The sequence below is a fragment of the Streptomyces sp. LS-MS-L19 genome (assembly GCF_058382285.1).
The window spans coordinates 1,967,552-1,983,975 of the sequence record NZ_JBYCLL010000001.1 but is presented as its reverse complement, the minus strand read 5'-3'; the positions used below and the strand labels follow the sequence as shown (position 1 = coordinate 1,983,975).

The window sequence follows — 16,424 nt, the reverse complement described above, 5'->3', positions numbered from 1 at the left end:
TACTTGGGATCGCATTGCCAACAAGGAGGAACAATGATCAAGAAGGTCGTCGCCGCTGCGGCTGCCACTGGTGGCCTGGTTCTGGCGGGCGCGGGCCTTGCCGTCGCCGATGCGGGTGCGCAGGGTGCCGCCGTGGGCTCCCCGGGCGTGCTGTCCGGCAACGTCGTCCAGGTTCCCGTGCACGTCCCGGTGAACGTCTGCGGCAACACGGTTTCCGTGATCGGTCTGCTGAACCCCGCCTTCGGCAACACGTGCATCAACAAGTGACGTTGTGCCTCGCCCTCAGTTAAACAGGGCTGAGCCCGTCGGCCCCGGAGCGCACGCCATGCGCTCCGGGGCCGACCGGCCTTTTCGAAAAGAAAAGAACCGCGCTGAAGCGGTATTTCGAGACAAGGTCGAAGGCAGGGAATCAGTACATGCGACAAGTCACCCGTAAGGGCCTGATGACAGTGGCGGCCGCGACCGGCGTGATCGCCGCCGCGGGAGGCGCCGCCCACGCGGACGCGGGCGCGAGCGGATCGAGCGCGAACTCACCCGGCGTGCTGTCGGGCAACACGGTCTCCGCGCCGGTGCACGCGCCGGTCAACGCCTGCGGCAACACCGTGGACGTCGTCGGGGTCCTCAACCCCGCGATGGGCAACAGCTGCGGCAACAAGGGCGGCAACAAGGGCGGCAGCCGGGGCGGAGGCCACGGATCGCCCGGCGGCTACGGCGACTCGGGCGGATACGGCGACTCTGGCGGCTCCGGAGGACACGGGAGCCACGGCGGCCAGGGTCACGGTGGGCACGGCGGATCCGGAGGCTCGGGCGGCCACGGCGGTCACGGCGGCTCCGGTGGGGGCTCGCACGCCGGTGGTCACACCGGTGGCTCGCCCGGCGTGGGGTCGGGCAACCACGTCGAGGTCCCGATCGACGTTCCCGTGAACGTCTGCGGCAACAGCGTCGATGTCATCGGCATCGGCAACCCCGCCATGGGCAACGCCTGCGGCAACGGCTCCGGCGGGCACCTCCCGCCCGGTGGCGGCCACCAGACTCCCCCCGGATCCCCGGAACAGCCCGGCACCCCGGGGCACCCCGGAAGCCCCGTGGAGCCCGGTCCGCCCGGATCCCCGATCACTCCGCACGGCACTCCCGGTGGCGGCACCCATGGCAACCACCCGGGCACCCAGACGGTGACCCAGCCCCTGGGCAGCGCGCAGCTCGCCCGGACCGGCAGTGACCTGCCGATCGGGCTGGCCGTCCCCGTGGGCGCCGGAGCGCTCCTGGCCGGCGCGGTGCTCTACCGCAAGGCCCGCGCCTCCGCGTAGGGCAGACCGCGTGAAACGGAGCGGGCCCCGCCTCGGCGGGGCCCGCTCCGTTCGTACTGTCTCACCACGTGGCACGCACCTGGCGGATGATCCGCCGGCGCAACCGCACCCTGCGGCTGCCGTCGCGCATCAGGCTCAGTCGGTCCAACTCCCAGTGTCCGTACTCGGCATGGTCCGTCAGCAGGCGTGTGGCGTCCTTGCGGGAGACCCCGCGCGGTACGTACACGTCGACAAATTCGTATTCCGGCATCGCATCTATTGTGCGGGCCGGGGCCCGGTACGGATAGCGTCTGCACTATGTCTGATGCTGTGCAGCCCACCGCTGCCGAGGTACGTGCCGCCGCCGAGGCGGTCAAGACCGCGCTCGACCGCCACCTGGCCGCGGTCGAACGGAGGTCGGGGGAGGACGACCCGGCCGTCTACGAGGCCTTCAACGAACTGGCCGCGGCCGCCGAGGTGTACGACGAGCTGCTCTACGACCGTTACGACGAGGTCACCCCTTTCGAGATCCCCGGCGCGGACGACGCCCCGCCCTACACCGGCCCCGAGGAGCCGAACGCGCTCAGCGTGCTGATCCGCCGCGACTACTCGGTGGCGGAGCCGCAGCGGTTGCTGGCCCAGGCCCAGCGCGTCGAGGCGGCCGACGAGAGTCTCGGCACGGAGGCCTCCGGCACCGTGCACGGCGCCCTGAGCGTGCTCTTCGGGGAGTTCGAGCCCGACGAGATCGCCTCCCGGCACAAGGAGTTCGGCCTGGAGGAGGGCGACTCCACGCTGTGGGTGACCGCGGCGGACGAACCGGCCGAGCCGGGGGAGTGGCTGGAGGCGCCGTTCGAGCAGGTGGATGTGGAGCGGGTGGTGTGCCGCTTCGACGTCAGCGCGGTGTTCGACGACGACGATGACGACCTGGCCGACGGGGCGGATCTCGAGGACGAGGATCTGGAACCGTTGGATCTGGATCAGCGCTGAGGTGTGTGACGGCGGCCCCGGAGGGATTGGCTCCGGGGCCGCCGTTGTGTTGTCCGTAGACGGCGGCCTGCGGGTTCGTTGTGGCTGGTCGCGCAGTTCCCCGCGCCCCTTTGGGGCGCGTCAGGTGGCCGTCGGTGTTGCCAGGAGAGTCGGCAAACGCGTCGTCCGGGGCTTGGCCGGGATCTCGGCGACCGCCCTCGGGAGGGCCTGGTCCGCGCCGTGGACCACGGAGAGGTGGCGGGACGCCCTGCCGAAGGCCGTGTAGACCCAGGGGCGGGTGAGGGCCTGGGCCGCGTCGCCCGGCAGCACCGCCACCACCGCCGGCCAGCGACCACCCACCGCCTGGTGCGCGGTGAGGGCCCACCCGTGCCGTACGGACTGCTCCACCCGCTCCTTCGGTACGACCACGTCCTCGCCGCCGCAGCTCAGCCGGAGTCCCTCCGCGTCGGCCCCCACCACGTGGCCCGGGATCGTACGGCCCGGCGTGGGGGAGTAGGCAATGCGGTCGCCGGGGTCGAAGCCGCCGAAGCGGCCGGGGCCGGGGTTGAGGCGCTCCTTCAGGGCCGCGTTGAGCACGCGGGTGCCCGCGGCGCCGCCGTGCCCCGGCGTGATCACCTGGGTCTGCTCGGCGGGCACGCCGATCGCCCGCGGTACCGAGTCCGCGACCAGCTGCACGGTACGGTGCACGGCCTCGCCCGCGTCCCGCACCGGCACGATCACGACCTCCTTGCCGGGGGCCTCGACCTTGTTCAGCTCACCGATGCCGATCCCGGAGACCAACTCGCCCAGCGGCCCGGGGTCCGGAGTGCGCGAGGCGACCTGCGGGCAGATCCGCGCGGCGAGCAGATCCGCGAAGACCCGCCCGGGCCCCGCCGACCACAGCACCGCCGGATCCCCGGCCAGCACCAGCCGCGCCCCGTCCGGCAGCGACTCCACGAGCAGCGCGGCCGTCTCGACGTCCAGCTGGGGCGCGTCGAGCACGACGAGCACATCCAGATCGAACGCCCCGTCGCCGTCCCGCCCGGGCCCTTCGGCACCGGAGAGCAGTCCGGCGACGGTGACGACGGTGGTGACGGGGCGGGCGGGGGAGTCGGCGGCGGGCTGGTCTTGCGGGGTGCGCTCCGGGGGCGCGGCATCCTCCGGGCGACCGGGCCCGGAGTGGGGGCGGGCGTCGCAGGGGTGGGGGCGGGCGTCGCCGGGGTGGGCGGCTCCTTGCGAGGCCGCGGCACCCTGCCGCCCGGCTCCCAGCAGCGTGCCGAAGCGGTCGCGGCCCAGGGGGCTGTGGGTGGCCGCCCAGGCCCGCAGGCCGAGGCTCCGCGCCGCCTCCAGCAGGGCCGCCGGCTCGGCCACGGACGCCTCGCCTCCGGTGTGCAGGACCAGGCCGTGTGTCGCGGTCGCGCGGATCAGTTCGGCGGCGGAACCCTTGGCCGACGCGGCCGCGCGCTCCCATTCCTCGGCCGAACCGTCCTCCTTGGGCACGGAGTTGATCAACCGGGCCAGTCCGTCGGCGAGGCTCTCCTCCGCGAGGGCGTAGCGCTCCAGACCGACCAGGATCCGCACCGGCCGCTCCGCACCCTCCTCGTCGTCCTCGGCGCCCTCGACGGGATGTGCGGGCTCCGGGGCGGTCGGGTCGAGGGCGTCCTGGAAGACCAGGGCCTCCGCCTCGGCGATCGTGCTCTGTACGGCCGCGTCGGTGTCCGGCACGCCCCGCTGGGCCAGCGCGGCGGTGAGCGCGGGCATCTCCAGCGCGGTGTGCCCGGCGAGCGCCGCCTGCTCCAGGAGCCAGACGGTGACCGCCCGCCCCCGCCGCTCGTCGTCCGGCGCGCACTCCGCGCCCAGCAGGGTCCGCGCGAACCCGTCGGCCTGCTCGGGCCGCACCCCGGCGACCCGCAGCAACTGCCAGGGATCCGCCCGCAGCTCGGCGTCGGCCCCTTCCCCGAGCACCGCGGCCACCTGCGGTGCGAGCCCCTCCGGCGCCCCGCCCTCGGCCAGCACCCGCCGGACGGCCTCGACGGCCTCGGGCCCGGGCCCGGCGGGGGAACCGCCGCCACCGGGAGAAGCGGCCACGCCGACGGCCCCGCCGACCCCGACCCCGTCCCCGGCACGGCCCGCCGCCGACACAGGCCGGGACCGTGCCGCCTCCTGCGCGGGCCGACGCGGCGGCTCGGGCTCGCTGAACACGGCGGCCACGGGCTTCGCCCCGCTCTCCACGGCCCGTACGGCGGCGAGGAGATCGGCGGCCTTCCCGCTGAGCTTGGCCCCGGCCTCGACGGGCCCCTGCTTCTCCGCCTTGCGCCGGGCGATCCGCTCCCGCTCGACCCGCTGCGCCGCCAGCTCGGCCTCGGCCTCGGACAACTGAGCCTTGTCCGCGCCGTCGCCTTCGGTGTCCCCGCTCCCGGTCGCCTCGGCTCCCTCACCCTCGGCCTCCGCCCCGGCGTCCTCGGCGTCGGCCTCCGGGCCCGGTGCTGCGTCCGGTGTTGCGTCCGCACCCTGCGGAGCCGGCTCGGGCTCCGGCTCCGGCGCGGCCACCCGCGTCTCCGGATCGGTGTTCTCCGTGGGCTCCGGCTCCGTGCTCACAGCGTGCTCCAGTCGTGATCGGGATAGCGGTGCACGGGCGCCGACACATCGTCGAGCGCCCGGCAGATCTCGTCAGGAAGACTAAGGGCCTCCACTGACAATGCCGCCGTGAGCTGCTGCGAGTTGCGCGCGCCGACGATCGGGGCGGCCACCCCCGGCCGATCCCGGACCCATGCGAGCGCCACCTGGAGCGGCGTCACCGCGAGCCCGTCCGCAGCGGTCGTCACCGCGTCCACGATGCGGCTCGCGGTGTCGTCGAGGTAGGGCGCGACGAAGGGCGCCAGATGCTCCGAGGCCCCCCGGGAGTCCGCCGGTGTCGCGTCCCCGCGGTACTTGCCCGTCAGCACCCCGCGCCCCAGCGGCGAGGACGGCAGCAGTCCGATGCCCAGATCCAGCGCGGCCGGCAGCACCTCGCGCTCGATCCCGCGCTGGAGCAGCGAGTACTCCAGCTGCGTCGCGGCCAGCCGGGTCCGCGTCCCGGGCGCCGCCAGCTGCCAGGTCCCCGCCTTGGCGAGCTGCCAGCCGCAGAAGTTGGACACCCCGGCATAGCGGACGCGGCCGCTGCTGACGGCCAGGTCGAGGGCGTGGAGCGTCTCCTCCAGGGGGGTGCAGGGGTCGTAGGAGTGGATGTGCCAGACGTCGACGTAGTCCGTGCCGAGCCGGGCCAGTGAGTCGTCCAGCGCGGAGAGCAGATGCCCGCGCGAGCCGTCGACGCGGCGGTCCGGGTCGGGCACGCTGCCCGCCTTCGTGGAGATGACCAGGTCCCGACGCGGGACCAGGCCGTCTATGAGGCGTCCGAGCAGGTACTCCGCCTCCCCGTCGCCGTACACGTCCGCCGTGTCGACCAGCGTCCCGCCCGCCTCCCAGAACGTTTTCAGGAGGTCCGCCGCGTCGTGCTCGTCGGTGTCCCTGCCCCAGGTGAGGGTGCCGAGTCCGATCCGGGACACGCGCAGGCCGGTACGGCCGAGATGCCTCTGCTCCATGAACGCCGAGATTACTGGCCAGAACCTGTCGCGTGGGGGCCTGTGGACAACGGATTGCGACAGGTGCGCGGGAATGGCGTCCGTCATGGCACGGCCCGCGACCTGCCCCGGTGAGCCCGGCCGCGCTAAGGTCTGCGACAAGGACGTTACTGATCGGTAAGGGGAATCGGCCATGCAGCTCGGGATCAACCTCGGCTACTGGGGCGCCGGAATGGACGCGGACAATCTCGCCGTCGCCAAGGAGGCCGACCGCCTCGGGTACTCCGTCTGCTGGGCCGCCGAGGCCTACGGCTCGGACGCGGCCACCGTGCTCACCTGGGTCGCCGCGCAGACCGAACGCATCGACGTCGGCTCGGCCATCTTCCAGATCCCGGCCCGTCAGCCGGCCATGACCGCGATGACCGCGGCCACCCTCGACTCGCTCTCCGGCGGCCGTTTCCGCCTCGGCCTCGGGGTCTCGGGGCCGCAGGTGTCCGAGGGCTGGTACGGCGTCAAGTTCGACAAGCCGCTGGCACGCACGCGTGAGTACGTCGAGATCGTCCGCAAGGCCATGTCGCGCGAGCGGCTGTCCTACGAGGGGCAGCACTGGACGCTGCCGCTGCCCGGCGGTCCCGGCAAGCCGCTCAAGCTGACCGTGCACCCCGAGCGCGAGTACATCCCGCTGTACATCGCCGCGATCGGCCCGAAGAACCTGGAGCAGACCGGCGAGATCGCCGACGGCGCCCTGCTGATCTTCCCTTCCGCGGAGCACCTGGAGGAGACCGCGATCCAGTACCTGCGGGCGGGCCGTGAGAAGGCCGGCAAGACCCTCGAGGGCTTCGACATCGTGCCGACCCTGCCGCTCGCCCTGGGCGAGGACAAGGACGTGCCCGCGCTCGCCGACACGTTCCGTCCCTACACCGCGCTGTACGTGGGCGGCATGGGCAGCCGCAAGCAGAACTTCTACAACCAGCTTGCCCAGCGCATGGGCTTCGAGGCGGCGGCAGCCGAGATCCAGGACAAGTACCTGGCCGGCGACAAGAACGGCGCCGCGGCCGCCATCCCGCACGACCTGATCGACAAGACGACGCTGCTCGGGTCGGTGGACCGCATCGCGGACCGGATGAAGCAGTACGCGGCGGCCGGCGTCACCACCCTCACCCTGGCCCCCGCCGGCTTCACCCTCGACGAACGCCTCGCGGCCCTCCGAGCCGGCACGGAGGCCCTGGACCGCGCGGGCCTCGCCTAGCCCCTGCCAGGGCCGCCCGCCCATGGTCACGGCCGGGGTCCGGGCCGTACACCCCGCCCCCCGGCCTCAACTCCGTTCCGACGACACGCTGCCGCCGACCGAGCCCTTCCGGCCCCCCGGCCCCCGGCCCCTGAGGCTCGAAGACGGAGCCTGGCCCGACTGCTGAAGTCGGTCGGCGTGCAACTGGTCCGCCGACCGGTGGCCCAACCGTCCCGCCCGGCGGCGGTAGCGAAGGCTTCCTCGGCGCCCGGCCTCCCCCCCGGAGGCAGTCCGCGCGTACCCGGCCCGACTTCCGGACGGCTCCCGTGGCATTCGGTCCGATGGTCAGAGGGCTCAGCGTGCAACCGGTCCACCAACCGGAGGCTGCCGTGTCACCGCCCCGACCGCCGGGGCCGGTCAGCGTGCACCCGACCCGACCGCCCCACACTTCCGCGCCACCCGGCCCCACCCCTCAAGCCGGTCACCCTGACCCTGCCCCACCACCCAAGCCGACCACCCTGACCCGGCCCCACCGCCCAAGCCAGTCACCCTCACGACCCCGGTCCCGCCGCCGGAGGCTTCCGCGGCCGTGGTGGGGGCTCGGGGGTCTTCCCCGCCACGGCCGTCACCTCAAACAACGCGGTCGCGCCCGTGCGGTTACGCCCCCGGAGTGACCCCGCCCGTCCTCCTTTTGGCGGAGTTGTCCGACACAGCTGTTGCAGCACCCCTCGCGCCGCATTTGACTCTTTCTTTGCGGATTGCCGCGGAGTCCGGCAGAGAGGTGCCCCACGATGCTTTCGGCCAAGAGTCTGTTCCAGGAGATCCTCGACCACGACGAGTCCTTCCGGCTGTTCTGCTCCATCGCGGCCAGCGGGGAGTCCCAGGGCGGCTGGGAGAACGCCCGTATCGCCGCGCTGGTGCCCCCGGGCGAGCGCGCACTCGCCCCCAAGATCACCCGCCACGGAGCGGACGAGGACAAGCACGGGCGGATCTTCAACGCCCTGCTGAAGAAGCGCCGGCTCGAACCCGTCCCGGTCCCCCCGGAGACGGACTACACGATGCTCCTGGAGAAGCACGGCATCGGACTCGCCCACGACAAGCTCAAGAGCGACGAGCCGCTGACCGTGCAGGACATCGTCACCTACCTCGCGCACAGCAGGGTCACCGAACAGCGCGCCTCCGAGCAGATGGAACTGCTGCGCAAGCACTTCGCCGACCACCCCGAACTCGGCCGCGCGGTGCGGATGATCTCGGCCGACGAGGACAACCACCTCGCCTACTGCCACGAGGAACTGCTCCGTTTCGCCCGCGCCGGCCACGGCCGCGCCATCCAGAGCACCCTCAGGGAGTGCGCGCTGGCCGAGATCCGCGTCTACCGGGACGTCAGCCTCGCGGTGATGTCCCACATGGGCCGCATCCTCGGCTGGTCGCGCGCGAAGTCGGCGCTCCTCGCCGCGGGCATCCACGCCGTCTACGCCTACGAGCGCGCCGCGGGCTGGCGCCGCATGGTCTCCCTCAGGATGCCGGAGCGCCGCGACGCCCTCGGCGGACCCGCGACCTCGGCACCCGAGTTCGCCTGAACCACCCCGAGGGCCTGGCTGACAATTTTCGTCTGCCGCGCGACGCCCGGCTTTAGAGCCAGCCCCGCCGCTTGAACGTCCGGTACAGCAGCACCTCCAGGACGCCCATCACCGCGATCACCGCCGGATACGACCACACCCAGTGCAGCTCCGGCATGTGTTCGAAGTTCATGCCGTAGATCCCCGCGATCATCGTGGGGATCGCGGCCATCGCCGCCCACGCCGAGATCTTCCGCATGTCGTCGTTCTGCCGCACGCTCATCTGCGCGAGATGCGCCGACAGGACGTCCGACACCAGCCGGTCAAGGCCCTCCACCGACTCGTTCACGCGCGCGAGATGGTCGTTGACGTCCCTGAAGAAGGGCCGCGCCTTGTCGTTGACGAACGGCACCGTCCCGCCGTACGCCCCCACCCCCGCGAGCCGGGTCAGCGGCATGGTGAGCGGGACGGTGGCCCGGCGGAACTCCAGGATCTGCCGCTTGAAGGTGTAGATCCGGGACGCGGTGTTCCGTGAGCCGCCGCCGTCCGGTGAGAACACCTCCGCCTCCAGCTCCTCCAGGTCGGTCCCGAGTTCCGTCGCCACCTCCAGGTAGTGGTCCACGACGGCGTCGGCGACCGCGTACAGCACCGAGGTGGGTCCCTTGCCGAGCAGCTTCGGCTCGTGCTCCAGACGCTCCCGTACGGCCTTCAGCGGCGACCCCACACCGTGACGGACCGTCACGACGAAGCCGTCGCCGAGGAAGAGCATGACCTCACCGGTCGAGACGGCGTCGCTCTCCGGCTCGTACACGACCGGCTTGAGGACCACGAACAGCGAGTCGTCGTAGACCTCCAGCTTGGGCCGCTGATGCGCCTTGAGGGCGTCCTCCACGGCCAGCGGATGCAGCCCGAACTCCTTGGTGACCAGCTCGAACTCCTTCTCCGAGGGCTCGTGCAGACCGATCCACACGAACCCGCCCGCCGATCGCGCCTCGTCCAGCGCGTCCGACAGGTCCTCAGGCCCCTCGGTCCGGTGTCCCTCCCGGTAGATGGCACAGTCGACGATCACGGAGCGTGTTCTCCCGTCGCTCGAAGGACATGACATTCCGGTGTACGCCTACCCTTGCCGCATGCCCACGTTGATCCTTGTCAGGCACGGACGATCCACCGCGAACACCGAGGGACTGCTCGCCGGGTGGACGCCCGGGGTCGCCCTGGACGAGCGCGGCGCCGCACAGGCCGCCGCGCTGCCCGGCCGGCTCGAGGGCGTGCCGATCTCCGAGGTGGTCGCCAGCCCCCTCCAGCGCTGCCAGGAGACGGTCCGCCCGCTGCTCGACGCCCGCCCCGGCCTCGCCGTGCACAGCGAGGAGCGGATCGGGGAGTGCCACTACGGCGACTGGTCCGGCCGCAAGCTCGCCGAGCTCATGGACGAGCCGCTCATGGAGGTCGTCCAGGCCCACCCCTCGGCGGCCGCGTTCCCCGGCGGCGAGTCCATGCGTGCGATGCAGACCCGGGCGGCGGAGGCCGTACGCGAGTGGAACGCGCGCGTGGAGCGCGATCACGGCGCCGACGCCGTCTATCTGATGTGCTCGCACGGCGACATCATCAAGTCGCTCGTGGCGGACGCACTCGGACTTCATCTGGACCTCTTCCAGAGGATCTCCGTCGAACCGTGCTCCATCACCGTCATCCGCTACACCCGGCTGAGGCCGTTCCTCGTCCGCCTCGGTGACACCGGTGACTTCGCGTCCCTGGTGCCGCGCGAGGAGACGGCGGGCGGGGACGCCCCGGTCGGTGGTGGTGCGGGCGCACCGTGATCGTCGGGCGCAGTAGGGTGAAGCGGTTCACTCACGCGCGTTCGCACATGGACGTTCCCGTACTCGCGAATCCACACCGATCCCATGGAGACAGGACGTGTCCCGTCAGGTGTTCCTCTATGACCCGCCGGACCGCTTCGTGGCCGGCACGGTCGGACTGCCCGGGCGCCGTACGTTCTTCCTCCAGGCCACGGCCGGCCCCCGAGTGACCAGCGTGGCCCTGGAGAAGACGCAGGTGGCCGCCCTCGCCGAGCGGATGGACGAACTCCTCGACGAGGTCGTGCGCCGCAGCGGTGGCAGCGCCTCCGTGCCGGCCGTGCCGCCCACCGACGTCGCCGACACCGCGCCCCTCGACACCCCCGTCGAGGAGGAGTTCCGGGTCGGCACCATGGCGCTGGCCTGGGACGGCGAGGAACAGCGCATGATCGTCGAGGCGCAGGCCCTCGTCGAGCTGGAGGCCGACTCCGAGGAGGACCTCGCCGAGGCCGAGGAGCGGCTCCTCCAGGACGAGGAGAACGGGCCCCCGATGCTGCGGGTGCGCCTCACCGGCGCGCAGGCCAGAGCCTTCGCCAAGCGTGCCCTGGACGTCGTCAACGCCGGGCGGCCGCCGTGCCCGCTGTGCAGCCTCCCGCTCGACCCGGAAGGACACGTATGTCCGCGCCAGAACGGATACCGCCGCGGAGCGTGACCACGGCAGAGCTGCTCACCCGGGGTGAGCTGACGGTACGCGGGCAGATCCGGGACGCCTCCAACGCGGTGCTCCAGTGTTCCGTCGCGCACGAGGGCCAGGAAGTCCTCTGTGTCTACAAGCCGGTCCGCGGCGAGCGGCCCCTGTGGGACTTCCCGGACGGCACCCTCGCCCAGCGCGAGGTCGCCGCGTACGAGGTGTCCGAGGCGACCGGCTGGGGGCTCGTACCGCCCACGGTGCTGCGCGACGGCCCCTACGGCGAGGGCATGTGCCAGCTGTGGATCGAGGGCGTGCCGGGAAGTGAGCTGCTCGCCCTGGTCGACGCCGAGGAGCCCGAGCCGGGCTGGAAGGCCATCGGCCTCGCCGAGGTCGGGGACGGGAAGACCGCGCTGCTGGTGCACGCCGACGACGAGCGGCTGCGCAGGCTCGCCGTCCTCGACGCGGTGATCAACAACGCGGACCGCAAGGGCGGCCATCTGCTGCCCGGCGCCGAGGGCCGCCTGTACGGCATCGACCACGGTGTGACCTTCAACGCCGAGAACAAGCTGCGGACCCTGCTGTGGGGCTGGGCCGGGGAGCCCCTGACCGGGGAGGCGGTCGACGTGCTGAAAGGGCTCCGGGAGGCACTCTCGGGAGAGCTGGCCACCCGACTGGCCCCCCTGATCACGCCCGCCGAACTGGACGCCACACGCGCGCGTGTCGACGCGCTGCTGGACTCCGGCAGGCACCCGGAACCGAGCGGCGAGTGGCCGGCCATTCCCTGGCCGCCCGTCTAGCAGGACACTGCACATACGCCCGTACCGCGCAAGAAGGCCCAACCGGCCATCCGGCCCGGTCCGGTTCGTATACGGAACATCCGTCCGGTTAGGCTCATGACATGCATGCCTGGCCCGCTTCCGAGGTCCCCGCCCTGCCTGGTCAGGGCCGCGACCTGAGGATCCACGACACCGCGACCGGCGGTCTGGTCTCCCTCGACCCCGGTCCCGTCGCCCGTCTCTACGTCTGCGGCATCACGCCGTACGACGCCACCCACATGGGGCACGCGGCGACCTACAACGCGTTCGACCTCGTGCAGCGCGTGTGGCTCGACACGAAGCGGCAGGTGCACTACGTCCAGAACGTCACCGACATCGACGACCCGCTCCTGGAGCGCGCCGAGCGGGACAGCGTCGACTGGGCCGCCCTCGCCGAGAAGGAGACGGCCCTCTTCCGCGAGGACATGACCGCGCTCCGCATGCTGCCCCCGCGGCACTACATCGGCGCGGTCGAGGCGATACCCGGGATCGTGCCGCTCGTGGAGCGGCTGCGGGACGCCGGCGCCGCCTACGAACTCGAAGGGGACGTCTACTTCTCCGTCGAGTCCGACCCGAACTTCGGCAAGGTCTCGAACCTCGACGCGGCCGCCATGCGGCTGCTGTCCGCCGAGCGCGGCGGCGACCCCGACCGGCCGGGCAAGAAGAACCCCCTCGACCCGATGCTGTGGATGGCCGCCCGCGAGGGCGAGCCCAGCTGGGACGGCGGTTCCCTGGGGCGCGGCCGCCCCGGCTGGCACATCGAGTGCGTCGCCATCGCCCTGGACCACCTCGGCATGACCTTCGACGTCCAGGGCGGCGGCTCCGACCTCGCCTTCCCGCACCACGAGATGGGCGCCTCGCACGCCCAGGTGCTCACCGGCGAGTTCCCCATGGCCAAGGCGTACGTCCACGCCGGCATGGTCGCCCTCGACGGCGAGAAGATGTCCAAGTCCAAGGGCAACCTGGTCTTCGTGTCGCAGCTGCGGCGCGAGGGCGTGGACCCCGCCGCCATCCGGCTGGCGCTGCTCGCCCACCACTACCGCGCCGACTGGGAGTGGACCGACCAGGTCCTCCAGGACGCCGTCGACCGGCTCGGCCGCTGGCGTGCCGCCGTCTCCCGGCCCGACGGACCGTCCGCCGAGGCGCTCGTCGAGGAGATCCGCGAGGCCCTCGCGAACGACCTGGACGCGCCCGCCGCGCTCCTCGCCGTCGACCGCTGGGCCGCCGTACAGGAGGAGCAGGGCGGCACGGACATCGGCGCGCCCGGAGTGGTGACACGTGCCGTGGACGCGCTGCTGGGCGTGGCCCTCTAGAAGGCCGTACGCAGGCCGTACGCAGGCCGTCGAGAAGGGGCGCTCCCTCACCACCGAGGGAGCGCCCCTTCCCGGTCGGCCCGTCCGGACCGCGTTCGCCAACTCGGTTGGAGAACCGGTTGAGTTGGGTCACGTCACAATCCGGCCAGGGGCTGTGGAGACGGCCGTCATGTGATGGGGTGGGAGCGTCGCTTGACCGTTCGGCCGGCCCCGCGCCGGCCTCCTCGCGGAAGGACGCACCGTGGCACCCGCAGACCGTTCCTTCGCACGTCGCACACTCCTGACCACGACCGCCGCGCTGACCGGAGCGGCCCTGGTCGGCGGCACCGCCCAGGCGGCCGGAACCCGGCCCACCGCGTGGCCCGCGCAGTTCCCTCTCCCCGACGGCTTCCAGCCCGAGGGCATCACCATCGGCTCGAAGCCGTACGGCTACTTCGGGTCTCTCGCGAACGGTGACGTCTACCGCGCGAGCCTGGCCACCGGTCAGGGCAGGGTCGTCGTGAAGGGCGCGGGCCGCCCGACCGTGGGCCTCAAGATCGACGCGCACGGCAGACTCTTCCTCGCCGGCGGCGCCAGCGGCGAGATCCGGGTCGCCGACGCCCGCTCCGGTGAGACCGAGCAGGTGTACGCCACCGGCGGCACCTTCGTGAACGACGTGATCCTCACGCCGGGCGCCGCCTGGTTCACCGACTCCTTCAAGCCGGTGCTCTACAAGCTGGCCAAGGGCGCGGTGACGACCGTACCCCTGTCCGGGGACTGGCAGCAGGGACCCGACTTCACGGCCAACGGCATCGAACGCACCCCCGACGGCCGGGCGCTGCTCGTGGTGAACGGCTTCGCGAACGGCGGCGGACTCATGCGGGTCGATCCGCGCACCGGCGCCGCCCGCGCCGTCGACCTGGGCGGGGCGAAACTCCCCAACGGCGACGGGCTGTTGCTGCTCGGCCGGATCCTCTACGCCGTCCAGCAGCAGCAGAACGCGATCGACGTGTTCCGGCTGAACGACGCCGGCACCCGGGGCACCGCGCTCACCCGGATCACCGACCCGCGCTTCCGCATCCCGACCACGGTCGCCGCCTGGGGCAGGCGCCTGTACCTGCCCAACGCGCGCTTCGACGTGGAGCCGACGCCGACCACCGACTACGACGTGGTGGCGGTCGACCAGGTCTGACACGCCGGAGGGCGATGCGCCGGACACCGCGCACCGCCCTCACCGGCTCAGTCCTCCGACAAGGAGTCCCCGTCGTCCGGCTCAGTCCTCCGACAAGGAGTCCCCGTCGTCCGGCTCAGTCCTCCGACGCCGAGTCCCCGTCGTCCGGCTCGGCCCCGGTACCGGTCTCCGTGCCCGTCTCCGCGTCCGCGTCGGTGTCCCGGTCGGTCTCCGGCCTCGGCGGCTTGGGCGGCTTCGTACGGCCCCCGGGAGCGTCCCGCAGATAGGCCGTGCTGTCACTGCCGTCCGCGGTCGCGTGCCCGCCCGGCTGACCCGGCTGGCCGCCGTCCCGGCGCCGCAGATACCGCTCGAACTCCCGGGCGATCGCCTCGCCCGAGGCCTCCGGCAGCTCCGCGGTGTCCCGGGCCTCCTCCAGCGTCTGGACGTACTCCGCGACCTCGGTGTCCTCGGCGGCCAGCTGGTCCACGCCCACCTGCCACGCGCGCGCGTCCTCGGCCAGCTCGCCCAGCGGGATCCGTACGTCGATCAGGTCCTCCAGACGGTTCAGGAGGGCCAGCGTCGCCTTCGGGTTCGGCGGCTGCGACACGTAGTGCGGTACGGCCGCCCACAGCGACACCGCGGGCACGCCCGCGTGGGTGCACGCCTCCTGGAGGATGCCGACGATGCCCGTGGGGCCCTCGTACTTGGTCTCCTCCAGGTCCATCCGCTGGGCCAGGTCCGGATCGGACGTGGTCCCGCTGATCGGCACCGGGCGGGTGTGCGGGGTGTCGCCGAGCAGCGCGCCCAGGATCACCACCAGCTCCACGCCCAGTTCGTGGGCGAAGCCCAGCAGCTCGTTGCAGAACGACCGCCACCGCATCGACGGTTCGATACCTCGGACGAGTACGAGATCGCGCGGCTTGTCACCGCCGACGCGGACCACCGACAACCTTGTCGTCGGCCACGTGATCTTGCGCACTCCGCCGTCCAGCCACACCGTGGGGCGGTTCACCTGGAAGTCGTAGTAGTCCTCGGCGTCGAGCGCCGCGAACACCTCGCCCTTCCACTCCCTGTCCAGATGCGCGACCGCGGTGGAGGCGGCGTCGCCGGCGTCGTTCCAGCCCTCGAACGCGGCCACCATGACCGGGTCGATCAGCTCGGGAACCCCCTCGAGCTCGATCACCCAGCGCCTCCTTCCGACGTGCCCTCGCTTAACGCACCAACCTTACGGCGTCCGGCGGGGGCGCCCGCAGCCCCCTTGCACGGGGGAGTGAACGGATCACTGCCCCGTCAGCCACCCCGGAACACCCCCCGTTCCGGTGCCGCTCGGAGGCTTCACACAGGCCGCTCACAGCGTGGAGCGCAACCACTGCTCCACGCTCGCGATGTGCACGGTCGCCCACGAGCGGGCCGCCTCGGCGTCGCGGTCGCGCAGGGCCGCGAGGATGGCGCGGTGCTCGTGCAGGGTGCGGCTGACCGCGTCCTCCTGGGTCAGACCGCGCCAGATCCGGGCCCGGGTGGTGGGCCCGGACAGGCCGTCCATCAGCGAGCAGAGCACGGAGTTGCCGGAGCTCTGCACGATCCCGCGGTGGAAGTCCAGGTCGCAGGCGACCAGCTCCTCCACCGACGGACTGTCGCCCAGCTTGTCCAACTGGGCGCCCAGCGCGTCCAGTTGCTGCTCGCTGATCCGGGAGGCGGCCATCGCGGTGGCGGCCGGCTCCAGGATGCGGCGCACCGCGAGGAACTCCAGGACGGTGTCGTCGCGGTGGAAGTCCACGACGAAGCTCAGCGCCTCCAGCAGGAGTTGCGGGTCCAGGCTGGTCACATAGGTGCCGTCGCCCTGCCGGACGTCCAGGATCCGGATGAGCGACAGCGCCCGCACGGCCTCGCGCAGCGAGTTGCGGGACAGCCCCAGTTCGGAGGCGAGTTCGCTCTCCTTGGGGAGCCGGTCGCCGGGGCGCAGCGCGCCGGAGACGATCATGCCCTTGATCTTCTCGATCGCCTCGTCGGTGACAGCCATGTCGGCCTCCTTCTCGCCCCGCACTGCGCTGAGACGTCGGATG

Annotated in this window: 16 protein-coding genes; 10 read left to right on the top strand and 6 right to left on the bottom strand. The window is 72.3% G+C overall.

What is annotated here, in order from left to right; translation table 11 throughout:
* Positions 1-33 precede the first annotated feature (33 nt).
* Together chpH and AC2XR2_RS08655 are read left to right on the top strand one after the other, a co-directional pair.
* A complete protein-coding gene (chpH, locus tag AC2XR2_RS08660) occupies positions 34-267 on the top strand; it encodes a chaplin ChpH (protein ID WP_007380902.1) in 234 nt (77 codons plus the stop codon).
* Between the two features lie 149 nt (positions 268-416).
* Complete coding sequence (locus AC2XR2_RS08655) at positions 417-1,307, top strand: chaplin (RefSeq protein ID WP_491514710.1); 891 nt, start codon at positions 417-419, stop codon at positions 1,305-1,307.
* 61 nt (positions 1,308-1,368) lie between these two features.
* On the opposite strand, the gene AC2XR2_RS08650 is transcribed toward AC2XR2_RS08655, so the two are convergent.
* Positions 1,369-1,557, bottom strand: coding sequence for a DUF5703 family protein (locus AC2XR2_RS08650; protein WP_007380901.1), 189 nt, complete (start codon positions 1,555-1,557; stop codon positions 1,369-1,371).
* 47 nt (positions 1,558-1,604) lie between these two features.
* Here AC2XR2_RS08650 and AC2XR2_RS08645 point away from each other — a divergent pair, with 47 nt between their 5' ends.
* A complete protein-coding gene (locus AC2XR2_RS08645; protein WP_381308799.1) occupies positions 1,605-2,273 on the top strand; it encodes a hypothetical protein in 669 nt (222 codons plus the stop codon).
* A gap of 120 nt (positions 2,274-2,393) precedes the next feature.
* Here the strand turns inward: AC2XR2_RS08645 and AC2XR2_RS08640 are convergent, their stop codons facing one another.
* The gene (locus tag AC2XR2_RS08640; protein WP_491514709.1) at positions 2,394-4,850 is read right to left on the bottom strand and encodes a helix-hairpin-helix domain-containing protein; all 2,457 of its coding nucleotides are present in this window, start codon (positions 4,848-4,850) and stop codon (positions 2,394-2,396) included.
* Entirely contained in the window at positions 4,847-5,833 is a 987-nt protein-coding gene (locus tag AC2XR2_RS08635; RefSeq protein WP_491514708.1) for an aldo/keto reductase, read from the bottom strand. The genes AC2XR2_RS08640 and AC2XR2_RS08635 overlap by 4 nt, the downstream gene beginning before the upstream one ends.
* 172 nt (positions 5,834-6,005) lie before the next feature.
* Here AC2XR2_RS08635 and AC2XR2_RS08630 point away from each other — a divergent pair, with 172 nt between their 5' ends.
* Together AC2XR2_RS08630 and AC2XR2_RS08625 are read left to right on the top strand one after the other, a co-directional pair.
* Positions 6,006-7,061, top strand: coding sequence for an LLM class F420-dependent oxidoreductase (locus AC2XR2_RS08630; RefSeq protein ID WP_381308793.1), 1,056 nt, complete (start codon positions 6,006-6,008; stop codon positions 7,059-7,061).
* A gap of 770 nt (positions 7,062-7,831) precedes the next feature.
* Positions 7,832-8,620, top strand: coding sequence for a ferritin family protein (locus AC2XR2_RS08625; protein WP_491514707.1), 789 nt, complete (start codon positions 7,832-7,834; stop codon positions 8,618-8,620).
* A gap of 52 nt (positions 8,621-8,672) precedes the next feature.
* Here AC2XR2_RS08625 and corA read toward each other — a convergent pair whose 3' ends face one another.
* Positions 8,673-9,668, bottom strand: a complete 996-nt coding sequence (corA, locus tag AC2XR2_RS08620) for a magnesium/cobalt transporter CorA (protein ID WP_330268009.1) — start codon at positions 9,666-9,668, stop codon at positions 8,673-8,675.
* Between the two features lie 61 nt (positions 9,669-9,729).
* Here corA and AC2XR2_RS08615 point away from each other — a divergent pair, with 61 nt between their 5' ends.
* The 5 genes from AC2XR2_RS08615 (at position 9,730) to AC2XR2_RS08595 (ending at position 14,382) form a co-directional block, all read left to right on the top strand.
* A complete protein-coding gene (locus tag AC2XR2_RS08615; protein ID WP_449350092.1) occupies positions 9,730-10,416 on the top strand; it encodes a histidine phosphatase family protein in 687 nt (228 codons plus the stop codon).
* 97 nt (positions 10,417-10,513) lie between these two features.
* Positions 10,514-11,104 carry a DUF3090 domain-containing protein gene (locus AC2XR2_RS08610; RefSeq protein ID WP_123759678.1) on the top strand — a complete coding sequence of 197 codons (591 nt, stop codon included), beginning with the start codon at positions 10,514-10,516 and terminating at the stop codon, positions 11,102-11,104.
* A complete protein-coding gene (locus AC2XR2_RS08605; protein WP_381308784.1) occupies positions 11,068-11,880 on the top strand; it encodes an SCO1664 family protein in 813 nt (270 codons plus the stop codon). The genes AC2XR2_RS08610 and AC2XR2_RS08605 overlap by 37 nt, the downstream gene beginning before the upstream one ends.
* A 101-nt stretch (positions 11,881-11,981) precedes the next feature.
* Positions 11,982-13,211, top strand: coding sequence for a cysteine--1-D-myo-inosityl 2-amino-2-deoxy-alpha-D-glucopyranoside ligase (gene mshC / locus AC2XR2_RS08600; protein WP_491514706.1), 1,230 nt, complete (start codon positions 11,982-11,984; stop codon positions 13,209-13,211).
* Between the two features lie 241 nt (positions 13,212-13,452).
* Complete coding sequence (locus AC2XR2_RS08595; RefSeq protein ID WP_491514705.1) at positions 13,453-14,382, top strand: SMP-30/gluconolactonase/LRE family protein; 930 nt, start codon at positions 13,453-13,455, stop codon at positions 14,380-14,382.
* A 115-nt stretch (positions 14,383-14,497) separates the two neighbouring features.
* Here AC2XR2_RS08595 and AC2XR2_RS08590 read toward each other — a convergent pair whose 3' ends face one another.
* Both AC2XR2_RS08590 and AC2XR2_RS08585 read right to left on the bottom strand, forming a co-directional pair.
* Positions 14,498-15,544 (bottom strand): PAC2 family protein, encoded by a 1,047-nt coding sequence (locus AC2XR2_RS08590; protein WP_449350096.1) that lies wholly within the window; start codon positions 15,542-15,544, stop codon positions 14,498-14,500.
* 165 nt (positions 15,545-15,709) lie between these two features.
* Positions 15,710-16,381 carry a FadR/GntR family transcriptional regulator gene (locus AC2XR2_RS08585; RefSeq protein ID WP_330268014.1) on the bottom strand — a complete coding sequence of 224 codons (672 nt, stop codon included), beginning with the start codon at positions 16,379-16,381 and terminating at the stop codon, positions 15,710-15,712.
* Positions 16,382-16,424: the final 43 nt, after the last annotated feature.